This is a genomic window from Leisingera sp. ANG49 (genome assembly GCF_059694505.1).
In genome coordinates this window covers 1187043-1205092 of the sequence record NZ_JCATZN010000001.1, presented here as the reverse complement: position 1 = coordinate 1205092, position 18050 = coordinate 1187043, and the positions used below count along the sequence as shown (strand labels likewise).

Sequence of the window (18050 nt, the reverse complement as noted above, 5' to 3'; positions counted from 1 at the left end):
TCGCGTTATCAGGCGCCGGAACCCAAGGAGACGCGCGATGACCCAAGCGGACGTTTTGCACCAGGACCAGCGGGAGCTTAAGCCTGCATTGTGGAAGGGGCTGCGGCTGCGCTGCCCGAACTGCGGCGGCGGCAAGCTGCTGCACAGCTACCTGAAGGTGAACGACAGCTGCACCGAATGCGGCCAGGAGCTGCACCACCAGCGCGCCGATGACGGCCCGGCCTATCTGACCATCCTGGTGGTGGGCCACATCCTCGGCTTTGCGCTGCACATCGTCTACACCCAGCTGCGCCCGGACCCCTGGACGCTGGCGATCATCATGTCGGTGATCACGGTGGGGGCCTCGCTGCTGATGCTGCCGCGGATGAAGGGGCTGGTGGTGGCCTATCAATGGGCCAAGCGGATGCACGGCTTCTGAGCCGGAAAAACAGTCAATCAAAATGCAAAAGGCGGGCCAGCGGCCCGCCTTTTTCTGTTCTCTCCCAGCGCCGCGCAGCGGCGCCGGGCCCAACGGGTGCTGCTCATGTGCCATGAGCAAAGCAGCGGGCGGGAGAGCCCCGCCTGCCGGGGATTACACCAGCCGCGAGGCGTCCTTGGCCGCGCGGACGAAATCGTCGAACAGCGGATGCGGCGCGAAGGGTTTGGACTTCAGCTCCGGGTGGAACTGCACGCCGATGAACCAGGGGTGGTCTTTCCACTCCACGATCTCCGGCAGGCGGCCGTCCGGTGACATGCCGGAGAAGGAGAGGCCGCATTTTTCCAGCTGCTCCTGATACTTGGTGTCGACCTCGTAACGGTGGCGGTGGCGCTCCTCGATGTGGGTGCTGCCATAGACTCCGGCAACCTTGGAGCCCTCGGCCAGGGTCGCGTCATAGGCGCCCAGGCGCATGGTGCCGCCCTTGTCGTCGCCCACCTTGCGCTCGACCATCGTGTTGCCCTGCACCCATTCCTTCAGGTGGTAGACCACCGGCTCGAAGCGCTTCTTGCCGGCCTCGTGGTCGAACTCCTCGGAGCCGGCCTCGGAAATGCCCGCGACGTTGCGGGCGGCCTCGATCACCGCCATCTGCATGCCGAGGCAGATGCCCAGGTAGGGCACCTTGTTCTCGCGCGCATACTGCGCCGCCTTGATCTTGCCCTCGGTGCCGCGCTCGCCAAAGCCGCCGGGCACCAGGATCGCGTGGTAGCCCTGCAGGTAGGGGGCGGCGTCTTCCTTGTCGAACAGTTCCGCATCGACCCATTCGATCGAGACCTTGACCCGGTTCGACATGCCGCCGTGGGTCAGCGCCTCGGCGATGGATTTATAGGCATCTTCCAGCTGGGTGTATTTGCCAACAATGGCCACCTTCACCTCGCCCTCGGGGTTGTAGATGCGGTCGGCCACATCTTCCCAGCGCTCCAGGTTCGGCTTCGGGGCGGGGGCGATGCCGAAGGCATCCAGCACCGCCTGGTCCAGACCCTCGCGGTGGTAGGCCAGCGGCGCCTCGTAGATCGATTTCAGGTCCTGCGCGGCAATCACGCTGTCGGCGCGCACGTTGCAGAACAGCGCCAGCTTCTCGCGTTCCTTCACCGGGATCGGGCCCTCGGAGCGGCAGACCAGGATGTCGGGCGCCAGGCCGATGGAGCGCAGCTCCTTCACCGAGTGCTGGGTCGGCTTGGTCTTCAGCTCGCCCGAGGCCTTGATATAGGGCAGCAGCGTCAGGTGCATGAAAATGCACTCGCCGCGCGGCTTGTCCTGGGCGAACTGGCGGATGGCTTCAAAGAAGGGCAGGCCCTCGATGTCGCCGACGGTGCCGCCGATCTCGCACAGCATAAAGTCGACCTCATCCTCGCCGATCGAGATGAAGTCTTTGATTTCATTGGTGACATGCGGAATGACCTGGATGGTCTTGCCGAGGTAGTCGCCGCGGCGCTCCTTCTCCAGCACGTTGGTGTAGATCCGCCCGGAGGAGATCGAGTCGGTCTTGCGCGCCGGCACGCCGGTGAAGCGCTCGTAATGGCCCAAGTCCAGATCGGTCTCGGCGCCGTCGTCGGTGACGAAGACCTCGCCGTGCTCAAACGGGCTCATGGTGCCCGGATCGACGTTCAGGTAGGGGTCCAGCTTGCGCAGCCGGACCGAGTAGCCCCGCGCCTGCAGCAGAGCGCCGAGCGCTGCCGAAGCCAGGCCTTTGCCCAGGGATGAAACAACACCGCCAGTGATGAAGATAAAACGCGCCATATGTGTTCGGCTGCCCCCGTGAGAAGTCAGATTTCAGCTGCCCGGCGGTGATCGGAATCATTCCAAAAACCGCAGCATCACGGGACTTCATATATAAAGGATTCGCACGAAATGCGCAAGGGAACCGCAAGATGCTGTTGCGGTTCCTAAAACCCTCTCAAGGTGTAGTGGATCAGTCTGCGCTGGGAACCAGCGGAGCGTTGTCGCCCTCGCTGGGCGGCAGAAGGTCGCTGCCCAGCGGTGCCGCCGGGGCTTCGGGTGTCTCGCCTGCGTCTTCCTGCGGCACGCCGATGCGGTCTGCCACAGAGGAGCCGGCGGATTTCTGCGCCGCCATGATGGTCAGGGTGATCGAGGTGCAGATGAAGGCGATGGCCAGCAGCCAGGTCAGCTTGCTGAGCGCGGTTGCCGCCGCGCGGCCGGAGATCGCGCCGCCGCCACCGCCGCCCATGCCCAGGCCGCCGCCTTCGGAGCGCTGCAGCAGAACCACGGCAATCAGGCCGAGAGCCAGAAGAAGATGGATGATCAGAACAACGTTTTCCATGGGTCCCTGCGGCGGTTGGCTAAGTACCGGGCGGTAAATAGGCAAGATTGCCCGGGGGGGCAAGGGCGGAGTTGCAGGCTCTTCCGCCAACCGTCCTTGGACGTCACGCAACGTGATTGATTGCATCAGGAAACATGACTGGACAGCAGCCCCTGCGGGGGCGCAGCATGGGGTATGCCCCATGATCACTCCGACCACCCGCATGCCCTGCTGCCGCCCGATCCTGCCCTGCGGGTGAAGGCGCTGGAGACGATTCTCACCGAAAAGGGCCTGATCGACCCGGCCGCGCTGGAGGAGATCATCGACACCTATCAGAACCGGATCGGCCCGCAGAACGGTGCCCGGGTGGTGGCCAGGGCGTGGAATGATCCGGCGTTCAGGGCGGCGCTGCTGGCAGATGCCGATCCGGTGCTGGCGGAGCTGGGATATTACGGCCGCCAGGGCGAACATATGGTGGTGGTGGAGAACACCCCCGCGCAGCACAACATGGTCGTCTGCACCTTATGCAGCTGCTACCCGTGGCCGCTCCTGGGCATTCCGCCGGGCTGGTACAAGTCCGATGCGTACCGCGCCCGCGCGGTGCGCGAGCCGCGCAAGGTCTTGGCGGAGTTCGGCGTCACCCTGCCGGCGGAGACCGCGGTGCGGGTCTGGGATTCGACGGCGGAGGTCCGTTACCTGGTGCTGCCGGTGCGCCCCGAGGGCACCGGGGGGCTGAGCGAAGAGGAATTGGCGGCGCTGGTCACCCGCGACAGCATGATCGGCACCGGTCTGGCAAAGGTGCCGGGGGAGGCGCCGGCATGACCCGGGTGCATGACATGGGCGGGCGATTCGGCGACGGGCCGGTACAGCCTGAGGCCGAGGACGCGCCGGTCTTTGCCGAGGACTGGCACGCAAGGGCGCTGGCGGTGACGCTGGCCTGCGGTGCGCTGGGGCAGTGGAACATCGACACCTCGCGCCACGCGCGGGAGAAGCTGTCGCCCAAGGACTACACCCGCTTTTCCTATTACGAGAAATGGATTTCGGCACTGGCCGACCTCCTGGTCGAGAAAGGCGTGCTGACGCGGGACGACCTGCAGGGCAAGGGCGCTGCCGGGCTGCACGCGCTGGCGGAGCGGGCGCTGAAGGCGGAGAATGTCGCCGCAGCGCTGGCCAAGGGCGGACCGGCGGACCGCGACGGCGGACCGGCGCCGCTGTTCACCCCCGGCCAGGCGGTGCGGGCGCGAATCCCGGCTGATAACGCGCTGGTGGAGGGCGGCCACACCCGCCTGCCGCAATACGCCGCCGGGGCGCAGGGCTATATCCTGCGGCTGCATGGCACCCATGTGCTGCCCGACAGCAGTGCCCACGGGCTGGGCGAGGCGCCGGAGCCGCTCTATGCGGTGCGCTTCTTTGCCCGCGCGCTGTGGGCGCATCCGGAGCATCCCGATGACGAGGTGGTGCTGGACCTGTGGCAGAGCTACCTGGAGCCGCTATGAGCGAGTGTGCCGAAGTATCCGCGCCGGAGCCGGTCTTTGCCGAACCCTGGCACGCGCAGGTCTTTGCGCTGACCGTGCATCTGAATGAGGCCGGGCGGTTCAGCTGGGGCGACTGGGTGGGACGGTTTTCTGCGACGCTCAAGCGCCATGGTCTGAGCCGGGAGCTGGACGGCGGCGAGGATTACTTCCGTGCCTGGCTGGAGACGCTGGAGGTGTTTCTGGCGGAGGATGGGGCGGCGTCACGCGCCGAGGCCGAGGTGATGCGCAGCCGCTGGGAGGAGGCGTATCTCAGCACCCCGCACGGCGCGCCGGTGCGGCTGCGGGTCTGAGCGCGCAGTTTTGGCCGCCGTGGCGGTTGGTGCCGGGGCGGTTTTACCTTGCTGATTTGTTTCGTTCCGTATTCTTCGGGTCTGCGCTGTGTCCCAATTAAGGGGGCGGCGCCGCCGGATGGAGGTGGACAGACCCCGCAGGGGGCCTGCTCGGACAAGCTCGCTTGGACGACCCCCTTTTTATCAGGGCCGGTCTCCGGGTGTCGCGCAGACAGCCCATAGATGCCTGCGCCTCGTATCATGGCCCCGCGCGCGGGAACCATGGCGGGGGATCGCGATCTTCTGGCAGTCTGGCATAGCCAAGTGAGGATAGCGTGAAGGCACCGTACGCCGGGTGCGCAACACCCAGCCCGGAACAAGGCGCGCAGCGCCGCCGGGCGAGCGCATGCCCGCCCCACCGGGCTGGCGCTTTCGAGAAGGCAATGCTCCCTCGATAACTCGTACGGATGTTGCAGGGATAAAGTGCCCCGAACAGGCGTCGCTGCGCCACCCCGCGGGCAGGCGCTCGCCCTCCTTTCTGTGTGGTGTCCTTTGGGAATCAGCGGCAAGCAGGCGTATTCGCGCCCGCCCAGGCGGCCGCAGCCCTCTGTGATAGGGCGAAAACCTTGGCTAAGCCTTCTCCTGCGGCGAATTTGCGGTTCCACTGCCTGCGCAGCATCGCTATATGAGCGTGGGTTTGAACCAGACTGTAAAGGACCGGATATGGCCAATGTCGTCGTAGTCGGCGCCCAGTGGGGCGACGAAGGGAAAGGCAAGATCGTGGACTGGCTGAGCGAGCGCGCTGACGTGATCGCCCGCTTCCAGGGCGGCCATAACGCCGGCCACACGCTGGTCATTGACGGCAAGGTCTACAAACTGCACGCGCTGCCCTCGGGCGTGGTGCGCGGCGGCAAGCTCAGCGTCATCGGCAATGGCGTGGTGCTGGACCCCTGGCATCTGGTCAAGGAAATCGCGACCGTTCAGGCGCAGGGCGTGGAGATCACCCCGGAAACCCTTATGATCGCCGAGAACACGCCGCTGATCCTGCCGCTGCACGGCGAGCTGGACCGGGCGCGCGAGGAAGCCGCCTCCAAGGGCACCAAGATCGGCACCACCGGCCGCGGCATCGGCCCGGCCTATGAGGACAAGGTGGGCCGCCGCGCGATCCGCGTGGCCGACCTGGCCGACGAGGCGACCCTGATCGCTCGCGTCGACCGGGCGCTGCAGCATCATGATCCGCTGCGCAAGGGCCTGGGCGTCGACCCCGTCGACCGCGACGCGCTGATCGAACAGCTGAAAGAGATTGCACCGCAGATCCTGCCGTTTGCCGCACCGGTGTGGAAGGTGCTGAACGAGAAGCGCAAATCCGGCAAGCGGATCCTGTTTGAAGGCGCCCAGGGCGCGCTCTTGGACATCGACTTCGGCACCTATCCGTTTGTGACCTCCTCGAACGTGATTGCAGGCCAGGCGGCAACCGGCGTGGGCATCGGCCCGGGCTCGATCGACTACGTGCTGGGCATCGTCAAGGCTTACACCACCCGCGTCGGCGAAGGCCCGTTTCCGACCGAGCTGCTGGATGCGGAAGGCAAGCCGGATGCCGATGGCGAGCGCCTGGGCACCCGCGGCCATGAGTTCGGCACCACCACCGGCCGCCAGCGCCGCTGCGGCTGGTTCGACGCCTGCCTGGTGCGCCAGACTTGCGCCACCTCCGGCATCAACGGCATTTCGCTGACCAAGCTGGACGTGCTGGACGGGTTCGAGACCCTGAAGATCTGCGTCGGCTACGAGCTGGACGGCGAGCGCCTGGACTACCTGCCGACCGCCGCCGACCAGCAGGCCCGCTGCACCCCCATCTATGAAGAGATGCCGGGCTGGAGCGAGTCGACCGAAGGCGCCCGCAGCTGGAACGATCTGCCCGCCAACGCGATCAAATACGTGAAGCGGGTGGAAGAGCTGATCGACTGCCCGGTCGCACTGCTGTCCACCAGCCCGGAGCGGGACGACACCATCCTGGTGACCGACCCGTTCGCCGACTGATGGCGGAGAACAAAGGCCTGAGCTACAAGGCCCGGCGGCGCTGGGCCCTGGTGATCCTGCTGGTCGGGATGCCGGTTTACATCGTGGCCGCGGTCACGGTGCTGAACTGGCTGGACCGGCCGCCGCTGTGGCTGGAACTGATCGTCTATGTGGCCTTGGGCATCGCCTGGGTGCTGCCGTTCAAATTCGTGTTCCGCGGCGTCGGCAAGGAAGACCCGGACGCCGGAAAGGACCAGTAAGGGCAGGGGCGCTGCCCCTTTTGGCCTCACGGCCAATTCACCCCGGAGTATTTCCGCAAAGGTGAAGCGGGATCCGGTCCGGAAATCAAAAAAGGCGGCCTCGCGGGGCCGCCTTTTTTGATTTCCGAGGGGGCGGGTCAGCCCGCGGCGCGTTTGCCGGGTTTGAAGCCGATGTCGCCGGAGGCGGTGAACTTGCCGTTGCCGGAGCGCTCGATCTTGCCGTCGCGCAGCAGCTGGCCGAAGGAGCGCAGCCCGTCCTCGCGGTTGAAGTCGCTGCTGCCGGCGGTGCGCACCTTGTTCATCAGCTGCGGGCGCGAGAAGTGGTCGCGGCCTTCGACAAAGCTCATATAGGCCGCGGCGGCCTCCAAGAGCTCATGCAGTTCGGCGGCGCCGCGCTCTTCGGCGTAGTCGGCAAAGCCGCTGCCGCCATCGGTGTCACTGCCCAGAACCGCAGCCGACACCCGGCGCGGGCGCACCGCCTGCGGCGGCTGTTGCGGTGCGGCGCCTTCGTCGACGCGCTGCTCGGCCACCAGTTTCAGCGGCGCCGGGCGCGCGGCCGGGGTGACCGGACGCGCCGATGCGCCCTGGCGGGCTTCGGGGCGGCGCGGGCGCACCACGCTGGCGAGATCGTCGCGGTAAGGCTGCGCCTCGTCGCCGGAAGTTTCGCTGCCCGGGCCGTCGGCCTTGGTGGCGGCGACGGCGCCGCGCAGCTGGCTGTAGGCCTCGCGCGAAGAGGCGGTTTCCGGGTCTTCCAGTTTTTCGTCGGCGGCGGCCATCAGGCGGGAGACGTCGCTGTCTGCCAGGCCGGGCGCCGTGGGCTCGGCGGCCTCCGTCCGGGCGGCAGGCTCCTCGGTTGCGCCGGCGGTTCCGGGCTGCTCGGAGGCGGCGAGGATCTCCGCCTCCACCTCGGCCAGCTCCCGCATCAGGTCGGCTTCGTCCTCGTCCGAGAGGGCGGCCTGTTCAGGTTCGGACTTTGCCGGGGCTGCGGTGTCTTCCGCCTCCTGCAGCTGGCCGGCGGAGACGGCCTTGTCAAAGACGGCGCGCTTGATCTTGGTGATGCGGACGCGGGCCGGAGCGGGAGCGGGGGTCTCGTCTTCTTCCCCGGCCAGCAGGTTGCTGTCATCTTCGGCGCTGTCCGCTTCGGCCTCTTCGGCGTCTGCGCCCAGGCTGCTGAAGATGCCGTCTTCCGCCTCGGCCTCTTCTTCGCCGCCTTCATCGTCAGCGGAGGCTTCTTCGGTGCCGGCCGCTTCTTCTGCTTCAGCTTCTTCCGCGACGGTGTTCAGGTCCAGGCGGTCCAGGGCGCGGGCGATTTCGTCGTCGGCTTCGTCATCGAAGTCCGGCGCGCCGTCATCCTCCAGCAGGGCGCTGGAGATGTCATCGGCGGCATTTTCCAGAACGTCGTCGGCGTGCTCGTCCTCGCTGAAGTCCTCTTCGGGGGTCTGGGCCACTACGGCGCGGATGCGCTGCAGCTTGGCGGCGATGCTGTCGGCGGCGGGGGCGGCAGCCGGGGCTTCGGCCTCAACCGGTTCCGCCTCGGCCTCAACCGGTTCCGCCACGGCTTCAACCGGCTCTGCCTCGGCCTGCGGCTCTTCGGCCTCGGCTTCCGCCTCGGTGGTTTCCAGCAGTTCAACGGCGGGGGCCGGCTCTTCTTCGCTTGCGGTTCCCAGCACAGCGGCGATGGCTTCTTCGGCTTCGGCTTCGGCTTCGGCTTCGGCTTCGGCTTCGGCTTCGGCTTCGGCTTCGGCTTCGGCTTCGGCAGTCTCTTCCGCCTCTGCCTCTGCCACTACCTCTGCCTCGGCGGCGGCTTCCGCGGCTTCCTCTGCTTCGGCCTCCACCTCTGCCGCCGCGTCCTCAATCTCTGCGGCGGCGGCCTCGGCTTCCTCTGCGACTGCCTCGGCGGCGGCTTCGGAGATGTCTGCGGCAAGGGTGTCTTCGGAGACGGCGTCTTCGGCAGCGGCTTCGCTCACGGCGGCTTCCGCCTCGGCGGCCGGTTCCTCTGCCGGGGCAGGGGCGGGCGCGGGCTGTTCGGCCACCGGTGCGGCGGCCGGAGCCGGGGCGGGCGCCGGGGCCGGTGCGGCGGCTTCGGCAGGGGCGGCTGCACCAAGCGCCGGGGTGGCGGCGCGCAGGTGGATGCCGCCTTCGCTGGTGCGGGCTTCGACCTGGCGGGCGATCTCGCGCTGTGCGATCCGGGCCAGCATGTCGGCGTCGGGCTGCGGCGGTTCGGCGCCGAAGTAGCGGTCATCCGCGGCAAGGTCGCGGAAATACTCGGCAATGGCCTTCATTGTGCCGAAGGAATCCTCGAACCCTTCCAATGTGCAGGAAAAGGTACCATAGGATACGGTCAAGACTTTGTTGTTGTGTACCATCAGCTCGCTCGTCTTCGTCACATCTGCTGCCGTTCACCATAAAGGCTGGAAGGACCAATTTTGCTCGAATCCGTGCAATTGATCGTATCATTTTGTGTTCACAATGTGACCTGTTTCCAAATCAGGCAGGAATACCGCCCATGACCGCGAAGATTGTTGATGTATTGGAACCAATCACCCTGGTCGGCGGCGGCGAGGTGGCCTCTGGCGCGCTTGCGGAGGCTTTGGCGCTGGCGCCGGTGCTGGTGGCGGCTGACGGCGGCGCCGCGGCGGCGCTGGCGGCGGGGCATCTGCCTAGGGCGGTGATCGGCGATTTCGACTCGCTGAGCGATGCGGTGCGGGGGCAGCTGCCGCCGGATGCGCTGCACCAGGTGGCGGAGCAGGACAGCACCGATTTCGACAAGGCTCTGAGGATGATAGCGGCGCCGGCGGTGCTGGCGGTGGGATTCCTGGGGGCGCGGGTGGATCACCAGCTGGCGGCGTTCAGCACCTTGGTGCAAGGGCATAAGACGCCCTGCGTGCTGGTGGGCGGGACGGAGGTGATTTTTCACCTGACCCGGGCGGTGGAGCTGCCCGCGGAAGCGGGGGAGGTGATCTCGCTGTTTCCGATGCAGGAGGTGACGGGGCGGTCCGAAGGGCTGGAGTGGCCCATCGACGGCTTGCGGATGTCGCCGATGGGGCGGATCGGCACCTCGAACCGGGCAACGGGGCCGGTGCGGCTGGAGCCGGAGGGGCCGGGGCTGCTGGCGATTGTGCCGCGGCGGCTGCTGGCGGATGTTCTGAGCGCGGTCCGGCTGGACCGCTAAGCCGCAGGCTGGGTTTCAGGCCGGACGTCAGGCGGGGTTGATGCGCTCTTCGGTTTCCGTGGCCTTGCGCTCGCGCATCACCGCGTAAAGCCCTGCGCTGATGGTCAAGAGGATGCCGAAGGCAGCCAGCGTGTTCGGGAGCTCGGAGAAAATCAGCCAGCCGAAGAACACCGCCACCGGGATTTCCAGGTATTGCATCGAGGCAAGGGTGGAGGTGGGGGCGAAGCGCAGGCTCCAGGTCATCAGCAGATGCGCAACGGTGCCGAGCGCGCCGGCTGCGGCCAGCAGGGTCCAGGTGTCCTGCGGCGGCAGGGCAGTGGAGAGGGCGGTGATACCGGCGGCATCGCCGATCAGGAACACCGGCGCCAGCAGCACGGTCCCCATGACGCCCGCCACGGCCTGAACCGAGATCGGGTCGGTCTCCTTGGCGATCTTGCGGGTGATCAGCATGAACAGGGCAAAGATCACCGCGACCAAGAGCGGCCAGAGCGCGTTCCAGCCGACCGCGGCAAAGCTGGGCTGAATGACCAGCAGTGTGCCGGCAAAGCCGACGACGCAGGCGCCGAGGCGGCGCAGGCCGACCTGTTCCTTCAGCACGTATTTGCCCAGGAGCAGCATCAGGAAGGGCATCACGAAGGCAATGGCCACCGCATCAGCCAGGGGCAGGTAGCGGAAGGCGGTGAACATGGCGCCGATGCCGCCCATCTGCAAGAGCGTGCGCAGGAACAGCAGCGGCGCCACCCGGCGCGACAGGCTGAGCGGCAGCCGCAGGGCCAGCGCCAGCGGCAGCAGGATCGCGGCCTGGGCGGCAAAGCGGATGAAAACGATCTGGGCAACCGGCACCCGGTTGGTCAGCAGTTTTGCAATGGCATCCCCCAGCGGGATCACCATGCAGAAGCCCAGCATCAGGGCGATGCCGAGGAGAGGCCGGTCCTGTGTCATGGCGGCAGGCTAGGCGGGGTGTAGGAAACTTACAAGGTGCGGTTGAAGGCGGGACGGTTTGCGAAAATAGACCCCGGGGCGCTTGCGGCCCGGTTCGCGCCCGTCCCCGCCCCCCCAGGGCGGGCGCGAAACGCCCACCCTCGGTGCCGGGCGCGAACCTTTGTTTGGTTGTCCCGGCGGGGGCAGTTTTGGACTTGAAACTCAGCAGTTCGGCACGTTCACGGCGAGGCCGCCGAGCGAGGTTTCCTTGTACTTGTCGTGCATGTCGGCGCCGGTCTGGCGCATGGTCTCGATGCAGGCGTCCAGCGGTACGAAATGCTGGCCGTCGCCGCGCAGCGCCAGGGACGCGGCAGAGACTGCCTTGATCGCCGCCAGGCCGTTGCGTTCGATGCAGGGCACTTGCACCAGGCCTTTCACGGGATCGCAGGTCATGCCCAGGTGATGCTCCAAAGCGATTTCGGCGGCGTTTTCCACCTGCTCGGGGGTGCCGCCCATGACGGCGCAAAGTCCGGCGGCGGACATTGCCGACGCGGAGCCGACCTCGGCCTGGCAGCCGGCCTCGGCGCCCGAGATAGACGCGTTGTATTTCACCAGGCCGGCAATCGCGGCGGCGGTCAGCAGGAAATCCTCGACGTGGCTTTCCGACGCGCCCGGCACATGGTCGAGGTAGTAGCGGATCACCGCCGGAAGGGTGCCGGCAGCGCCGTTGGTCGGCGCGGTCACCACCTGGCCGCCGGCCGCGTTTTCCTCGTTCACCGCCATCGCGTAGACGCTCATCCAGTCGTTGATGGTGTGCGGCGCGGTCAGGTTCATGCCGCGCTCCGCCATCAGGGCGTCATGGATGCCCTTGGCGCGGCGGCGCACCTTGAGGCCACCGGGCAGGATGCCGTCGCGCTCCAGTCCGCGGTTGATGCAGTCGTTCATCACCTGCCAGATTCGGGCGGTGCCCTTGGCGAGGCTGTCCTCGCAGCCGCGGGCGATTTCGTTGGCGCGCTTCATGTCCGCGATGGACTTGCCGCTGGCCTTGGCCATCTCCAGCATCTCGGCGGCGGATTTGAAGGGGAAGGGCACCGGGTCGCCTTCGTCGGTGGCCTTGCCTGCGGCCAGTTCCTCTTCGGTCACGACAAAGCCGCCGCCGATCGAGTAGAACACCTGTTTCAGGATCACGTCGCCCTGTGCGTCGGTGGCCATCAGGATCATGCCGTTGGCGTGGCCCGGCAGCGCGTGATCGTAGTCAAAGATCATGTCGGCCTTGGGGTCGAAGTGCAGCGCGCCCAGCCCCTCGGGGTGCATGGTGTGGGTCTTGTCCAGCTCCGCCAGGAAGGCCTGTGCCTTCTCGTCGTCATAGTCGTGGGCGACAAAGCCGCCGAGGCCGAGGATGGTGGCGCGGTCTGTGGCGTGGCCGACGCCGGTGAAGGCGAGCGAGCCGTGCAGCGAGGCGCGCAGCCCGTGGAATTCAAAGGGCGACGCGCGCATCATGTCGAGGAACCGCGCGGCGGCAACCATCGGCCCCATGGTGTGGGAGGACGACGGGCCGATGCCCACTTTGAACATGTCGAAAACGGAGAGGAACATTAGGTGGCTGATCCTTCTGGGGGATTGGCGTAGGCCGGGGATGTGAACGGGGTGGCGCCGAGGCCCTCGGCCTCGCGTGCCACAGTAACGGCGGGGCGGCCCTCCAGCCCGGCGCAGATCCGCTGCAGGCTGGGGTAATGGGCCAGGGTGAACCAGGATTTGTCGGCCTGCGCCGGATAGAGCGCCATCCAGCGCATCTGGCAGGCGAGGTAATAGTCCAGCACCGAGGGCTGCGGCGCGCCGAGCCAGGCGGGGCGGGCGGCGGCGGCCCGGTCGAGGCTGGTCAGATGCACATGCAGCCGCTGGCGCAGCACGGTTTGCAGCTGGGCCTGATCGGCCTTGGCCGCGCCGATGTATTTGTCCGGGTAGAACAGCATCCGCAGGTCGGCGTGCAGCGTGTTGGAGGCGAAGAACAGCCATTTCAGGAACGCCGCGCGGTCGGCGCTGCCGGGCTGCGGCGCCATCGCGCCATGGCGTTCGGACAGCCACAAGAGGATGGCGGCGGTCTCGAACAGCGGCCCGTCGGGGGTTTCCAGCACCGGGATCAGCCCGCCCGGGTTCAGCGCCCGGTATCCGGGGCTGTTCTGCGCCTCTGCCCGGCGGTCGACCAGCACGCATTCATAGGGCTGGCCAAGCTCTTCCAGCACCAGCCGGATGACCAGTGAAGCGTTGTCGGGGGCGTAGTGCAGGCGGTACTCGGGTTTCATGACGCAATAATATGACGCAGACCGGCGGAATATGTGTCCGTTTCCGGCGTTTCCAATAGGAAACCCGCCTTTGTGATGCATGTTTGCCGAACAGGCGCCCAAGCGGCGGAAAGCAGCCGTTCAGGCCCGCTGCAGCGATAGGCTGGTCAGATCTCATTTTACCGATCTAGCTGTTGCATTAATTTGCAGTTGCAGCGAATTTACGCGAGTTATGCCAACCCAAAGCCGGTTTTGAGGGAACGCAGCAACAGTTGCACGGCGGCCTGCAAAACCCGACCTTGCTCCACTTCGGAGCACGATTGAAACTGAGATCAGGCGACTAGGAATAGACAGCCTTTAACAGAAGCGTCAGCGCGGGCCTTCTAAGAAGTCGGAAAGTACACAGAACATGCATCGGCCAGAGGTGTTCGGCTGAGCAATTCGTTGGGGGCGGGCAGCACCGTTCAGGCAGAGGCGCCGCCGGTAGGTCCGCGGGCTCCACTCCTCGGGAACCAAGAAAACACGTCTGCCAGATCGAAGCTAACGAAGCGTTCTCAGATCCGTGCAGTTAACTCTCGGCACTCAAAAACACAGCCCGCCGGTGAACTCCCTCACTGTGAAGCAATGCCAGGAGGCAAAAACAGCGTTCTCCAACAGTCGGAAAAATGTTTTTCGTAGTTGTGAGCGCGCCCTAGCCTGCGGGGGCGCGGCGGTGCTGCAAAAAGCTCTTCTAGTGCGCTCTGCCAGGGATTAATTCCTGCGCCGTCAACCAGTGCGGCTCCATGAGGCAAGTGATCCGTAAGTCCATCGACGTTGCTGACAAGCAGCCTGCGTCCCGCTGCCAGGGTTTCAATCGCAACCAGTCCGTAGGCCTCCCATCGCGACGGCATTATTACCGCGTCAAGACTGGCCAAGGCCGCCACCGGGTTGGAAGAAAAGCCTTTGAATTGTATGCGGGGATCACCGGCGGCGAGGTCACGGAGTGGCTTCTCCTCCGCCCCTTGCCCGAAGATATGTAGGGCAAGGTTGGGGTCGCTGAGTTCGCGGAAAGCCTTGATTAGGATATCAAACCCCTTCTGCGGTTCCAGCCGTCCAATGGCACCGATTGTCTTCACCGCGCCCTCTGGCGGTGCCAGTTTCCGGAAAGCAGACAGATCAACGCAGGAGGGAATGACATGCAGAGCGTCCGGCCGCACGAAACCCTCATCCCTCAGCCACTTCCCCTGCGCGGCACTGACGGCAACGACATCGTGGAACAGGGCATATGAAAGCTTGAGCAGAGCGCCGAACCGCCGTTTCCGTCTTACATTCAGAACTGTGAAGCATTTGGTGTAACTGTGCTCGATATGAACAAGCCGTGCTGCGGGGGTCAATACACGTAATGCGGCCAGCAAGGGGAGAAGGCGCCAGCTTATCGCAAGATGCGAAATGATCACATCCGCTTCCATCCGCCCTATGCAAAGCCTGTTCCGTTTCACCTCCAGCAAACTGTGATCAGCCTCGCGCGTAAGATCAGGCGTTGTCATCATGTGGCCGACGACGCGCATCACACCGCCTGCGGTGCTGTCATCAACCAGGTGGATTACGCGGATAACGGTCATGACATGGCCTCGGTCCAGTGTGCCCGTGCGGCCAGGTCCATTGTTTTCCGCAAAGCCTTCGGCCCGGTCACGGCAAGCAGCGCAGTCGCCGCCAGGGTTGCCCCGGACTTCAACGGCTCCTCCCAAAGCGGCCGCAGGGAACAGGCAAGCCACGCCCTGGCAAGATGCACAGCGCGGCGGCTGTCCAGATCACTGATGGCGCGACGGTTGAGGTAGCGGAGCTGATATGCCCGCGCCACTTCTGTTTCTTCCGCAAAAAACTTGGGGTTGATCTGAGAAAGCTTGCGAACCATCCGCTCCCATGCGGCAAGCTGGCGGTCTGTCGCCGCCGAAAGCCCGCCTGAATTGATCCGGTAGCGTGTGAGCTGGCCCGGGATCCCTTCGAATGCCCAGTTGGTCGTCAAGGCAATCCGCAGCCAGCATTCGATGTCCTCGGATTGGCGGAAAGTCTCGTCGAAATACCAGTCGCGCTCGGTTTCCGACCGGGGCCGGAAGGCGATGTCGTCAAACACAGCCCGCCGGATCACGGCGGCAGACCCGTTTCCGACCGGGTTGCGCTTGAAAATATGCCCGGTGTCAACATTCTGCAGCCGCGGCCGCTGCGCCTGGCCCGTAAGGGCGCCATATTCCGAGATGAAAGCAGATCCGGCATAGCTTATGCCTACGTCGGGCTTGGTCTCCAGATGGCTGATATGACGGGCCAGCTTTTCCGGCTCCCACATGTCATCTGCGTCGCAAAACGCCACCACATCGCCCTGTGCGCCAGCAATACCCGAGTTGCGCGCTCCAGCAAGGCCACGGTTTTTCTGGTGGATCACGCGAAAGCGCGGGTCGCTGCAGAAGCCCGCAGCAATCGCGGCGGTTGCGTCAGTGGAGCCGTCATTGACCACAATGGCCTCAAACTCCGTACAGGTTTGCCTCTGCAAGGAAAGAAGAGTGTCAGCGAGCGTTGTCTCGGCGTTGAAAGCAGGAACGACAATTGATGTGAAGGCCATGGTTGTGAACCTCGAGAAAGTTAACGGGAAAACAGGTTCCGGCGCAGCGGCCGGGGCAGGAACGGCGCCAGCAGTGAGCCGACCAATGTCAGGCCGCCCCTGCGGAACGGGGAGAAAAATCCGCGCGGGCTTTTGAGAATGCCGGACACAGCTTGTTTCAGCGCATAAGCCGGAGCCCCATTCAGACGAAGCGCCCGGCGGGCAAGGTAGCGGTGGTGAATGGCATGAGAGGCGGCGCTCGGAACCACGCCAAAACCGGCGGCGGTAGCAATTGCCTGTTCACGGCCTGCCCGCATTGCCTCAAGATCTGTCGACAATCCGCCAACGGAAGTGCGGTAGTAGGTATGCAGACTGTCAATTCCGGTCACCCGCGCGCCGCCGCCGACCAGGCGGATCAGCCACTCCAGGTCTTCGTTGTGGACCATGGCCTCGTTGAATCCGCCGCTCGCTGCAAAGACTCTGCGCCGCACGGCAAAGTTCGACATGGTGCAAACCGGGTTTTCCCCCAGCAGCATGGCGATGGTCAGATCCTGAACGGGAACTGTTGAAAACACGCGGGCATTTGCCGGGTTGGCGCGGAAGAAACCGATCCGTCCATAGGCACCATCGACGGATCCTTGCCGGAAGCCCGCACGGAGCTGCGACAGCTTTTCCCGGTGCCAAATGTCGTCCGCATCGCAGAACGCGATCACATCACCGCCGGCGTGCTCCGTTGCACCGCAGTTGCGGGCCGCACTGGGGCCTTTCCCGGGGTTTTGCACCAGCTGGATCCGGGCATCGGCAGCGGCAGCGGCCCGCACCAGGGTGCGGGTCTCATCCGTGGACCCGTCATCGACCACAACCGCCTCCCAATCGGCGCAGGTTTGCGCCTGGAGTCCGGCCAGGGTTTCCCGGATCGTGGCGGCAGCGTTGTAACTGGGAATGACTGCGGAGAAATATGGCATGTCTCAAACCTCTGCGGTGCGGTGGCGGAAGGCCATAGTAAGGGTTGGCAGCGATGCGCCCGTCATCATCAGCGCGGCGACTGCGGCATAGCCTGTGGCGACCGCTGTCAGACCATGGGGCGCAAGCAGGCAGGTGTTCAGGATCAGCGCGCCGGTGGTGGCAAGCGTGACCCGGAATTCCTGGCCTGGCCTGCCGTTTGCCCGCAGCCAGCCCGCGGTCGCGGACCATAGGGTGGTAGGGATCGCAACCAGGCACAGGATTGACACCACCCCCTCGATGCCCGCCCAGCCCGCACCGAACAGAACCGGGACGTAGAACGGGGCCAGCAGCGACTGCGCGATGACGGCCGGTGCAATGATTCCGATCGCAAGCAGAACGCTTTGGCGCAGCGCCTGCAGCTTGTCGGCGCTGGCACAGAGATGCGGAAACAAAACAGTGGAGAAGGCCACGGTAAAGGAGTTGGACAGGCTGAGCCCGGCATTGAAGGCCATGAAATAAAGGCCCAGCGTCTCAGCCCCCATCAGCGCGCCGACGATGACTTTGTCCGCCTGCAGGCGCAGCGCCTTGACAAGCTCGACACCCAGCACCGCCCATCCGAAAGCCAGGAACGGGCGCAGCGGCGCATAGCCTTGGGACGGATCCGGGCTCCAGGAGTGCAGGCGGCGCATGGCAATCAGCCAGAACGGCGCGGTCAGCAGGCGCGGCAGCACCAGCACCAGGGCGGAAGGCCAAATCAGCGCCAGCACCACCGACAACAGGTTTGACGCCACGATCTGCGTGCCCGAAATGGCCGCGGTTTGGCGCAGCTTTCCTGCCCGCATGGCAAGGCCTGCCTGCACCAGCCCCGCGGGCATGAACAGGTATTCACCCGCCAGAATTAGGATCAGCGCCAGCAGCATTACGCTGCCGCCGCTGGCATAAAGCACAAGCCCCGCCAGCGACTGGAGCAGGAACAATCCGATGCACCAGACCCAGAATATGCGGTGCGCAGTGGCACAGGTCTGCTGCAGCTGAGCCTGCGGGGCCGCGATGATCTTTTGAATGACGCCGTTTTCCGTCAGCGATTTGACAATATCGGCTGCCGCCAGGGCTGCCGCGGCAATGCCGATCTGACCCAGGTCGAGCGTGCGCGCCACCGCGACAACCACCAGAAGCCGCGAAACCTTGGCAGCCGCCTCAGACGCACCGTAGGCAAAGAGGTTTTTTGCGAAGCAGGGAATTTGCACGGTTTGGGGCATCGGGACCTGTCCATAGGGCTGTTGGATCAAGTCATACCGGGCGTGAGAGCCAGCTGTCCCTTGTCCCCCGGGACAGGGCAG

General features: G+C 65.5%; 17 protein-coding genes. 7 read left to right on the top strand and 10 right to left on the bottom strand.

Annotated features, from left to right (window positions below):
• Positions 1–37: 37 nt before the first annotated feature.
• Complete coding sequence (locus tag AC58NV_RS05940) at positions 38–418, top strand: DUF983 domain-containing protein (protein WP_497226293.1); 381 nt, start codon at positions 38–40, stop codon at positions 416–418.
• Between the two features lie 153 nt (positions 419–571).
• Here AC58NV_RS05940 and pyrG read toward each other — a convergent pair whose 3' ends face one another.
• Together pyrG and secG are read right to left on the bottom strand one after the other, a co-directional pair.
• A complete protein-coding gene (pyrG, locus tag AC58NV_RS05935; RefSeq protein ID WP_497226292.1) occupies positions 572–2215 on the bottom strand; it encodes a CTP synthase in 1644 nt (547 codons plus the stop codon).
• Between the two features lie 172 nt (positions 2216–2387).
• On the bottom strand, positions 2388–2756 hold the full coding sequence (gene secG / locus AC58NV_RS05930) for a preprotein translocase subunit SecG (RefSeq protein ID WP_366663105.1): 369 nt from the start codon (positions 2754–2756) through the stop codon (positions 2388–2390).
• Between the two features lie 174 nt (positions 2757–2930).
• Here secG and nthA point away from each other — a divergent pair, with 174 nt between their 5' ends.
• The 5 genes from nthA to AC58NV_RS05905 all read left to right on the top strand — a co-directional run bounded on the left by nthA (position 2931) and on the right by AC58NV_RS05905 (position 6815).
• Positions 2931–3557 (top strand): nitrile hydratase subunit alpha, encoded by a 627-nt coding sequence (nthA, locus tag AC58NV_RS05925; RefSeq protein ID WP_497226291.1) that lies wholly within the window; start codon positions 2931–2933, stop codon positions 3555–3557.
• Complete coding sequence (gene nthB, locus AC58NV_RS05920) at positions 3554–4231, top strand: nitrile hydratase subunit beta (RefSeq protein WP_497226290.1); 678 nt, start codon at positions 3554–3556, stop codon at positions 4229–4231. Before nthA ends, nthB begins: the two co-directional genes overlap by 4 nt.
• Positions 4228–4560 carry a nitrile hydratase accessory protein gene (locus AC58NV_RS05915; RefSeq protein ID WP_497226289.1) on the top strand — a complete coding sequence of 111 codons (333 nt, stop codon included), beginning with the start codon at positions 4228–4230 and terminating at the stop codon, positions 4558–4560. Before nthB ends, AC58NV_RS05915 begins: the two co-directional genes overlap by 4 nt.
• 702 nt (positions 4561–5262) lie before the next feature.
• Positions 5263–6576 carry an adenylosuccinate synthase gene (locus AC58NV_RS05910; protein ID WP_497226288.1) on the top strand — a complete coding sequence of 438 codons (1314 nt, stop codon included), beginning with the start codon at positions 5263–5265 and terminating at the stop codon, positions 6574–6576.
• Positions 6576–6815 (top strand): DUF2842 domain-containing protein, encoded by a 240-nt coding sequence (locus AC58NV_RS05905; RefSeq protein WP_366663100.1) that lies wholly within the window; start codon positions 6576–6578, stop codon positions 6813–6815. The genes AC58NV_RS05910 and AC58NV_RS05905 overlap by 1 nt, the downstream gene beginning before the upstream one ends.
• 137 nt (positions 6816–6952) lie before the next feature.
• Here the strand turns inward: AC58NV_RS05905 and AC58NV_RS05900 are convergent, their stop codons facing one another.
• On the bottom strand, positions 6953–9181 hold the full coding sequence (locus AC58NV_RS05900) for a chemotaxis protein CheA (RefSeq protein WP_497226287.1): 2229 nt from the start codon (positions 9179–9181) through the stop codon (positions 6953–6955).
• A 140-nt stretch (positions 9182–9321) separates the two neighbouring features.
• Between AC58NV_RS05900 and AC58NV_RS05895 the strand changes: the two genes are divergently transcribed.
• On the top strand, positions 9322–9987 hold the full coding sequence (locus tag AC58NV_RS05895) for a thiamine diphosphokinase (protein WP_497226286.1): 666 nt from the start codon (positions 9322–9324) through the stop codon (positions 9985–9987).
• Positions 9988–10014: 27 nt separating this feature from the next.
• On the opposite strand, the gene AC58NV_RS05890 is transcribed toward AC58NV_RS05895, so the two are convergent.
• From AC58NV_RS05890 to AC58NV_RS05860, 7 genes are all read right to left on the bottom strand, one after another.
• Positions 10015–10929: a DMT family transporter gene (locus AC58NV_RS05890; RefSeq protein WP_497226285.1), complete on the bottom strand. Its 915-nt coding sequence runs from the start codon at positions 10927–10929 to the stop codon at positions 10015–10017.
• A gap of 201 nt (positions 10930–11130) precedes the next feature.
• On the bottom strand, positions 11131–12504 hold the full coding sequence (locus AC58NV_RS05885) for an L-serine ammonia-lyase (RefSeq protein ID WP_497226284.1): 1374 nt from the start codon (positions 12502–12504) through the stop codon (positions 11131–11133).
• Positions 12504–13211 (bottom strand): glutathione S-transferase family protein, encoded by a 708-nt coding sequence (locus AC58NV_RS05880; RefSeq protein WP_497226283.1) that lies wholly within the window; start codon positions 13209–13211, stop codon positions 12504–12506. Before AC58NV_RS05880 ends, AC58NV_RS05885 begins: the two co-directional genes overlap by 1 nt.
• Before the next feature lie 590 nt (positions 13212–13801).
• Positions 13802–14791 (bottom strand): glycosyltransferase family 4 protein, encoded by a 990-nt coding sequence (locus AC58NV_RS05875; protein ID WP_497226282.1) that lies wholly within the window; start codon positions 14789–14791, stop codon positions 13802–13804.
• On the bottom strand, positions 14788–15786 hold the full coding sequence (locus AC58NV_RS05870) for a glycosyltransferase family 2 protein (protein ID WP_497226281.1): 999 nt from the start codon (positions 15784–15786) through the stop codon (positions 14788–14790). Before AC58NV_RS05870 ends, AC58NV_RS05875 begins: the two co-directional genes overlap by 4 nt.
• A gap of 20 nt (positions 15787–15806) precedes the next feature.
• Positions 15807–16730 (bottom strand): glycosyltransferase family 2 protein, encoded by a 924-nt coding sequence (locus tag AC58NV_RS05865; RefSeq protein ID WP_497226280.1) that lies wholly within the window; start codon positions 16728–16730, stop codon positions 15807–15809.
• A gap of 3 nt (positions 16731–16733) precedes the next feature.
• Positions 16734–17969 carry an oligosaccharide flippase family protein gene (locus tag AC58NV_RS05860; protein ID WP_497226279.1) on the bottom strand — a complete coding sequence of 412 codons (1236 nt, stop codon included), beginning with the start codon at positions 17967–17969 and terminating at the stop codon, positions 16734–16736.
• Between the last annotated feature and the right edge of the window lie 81 nt (positions 17970–18050).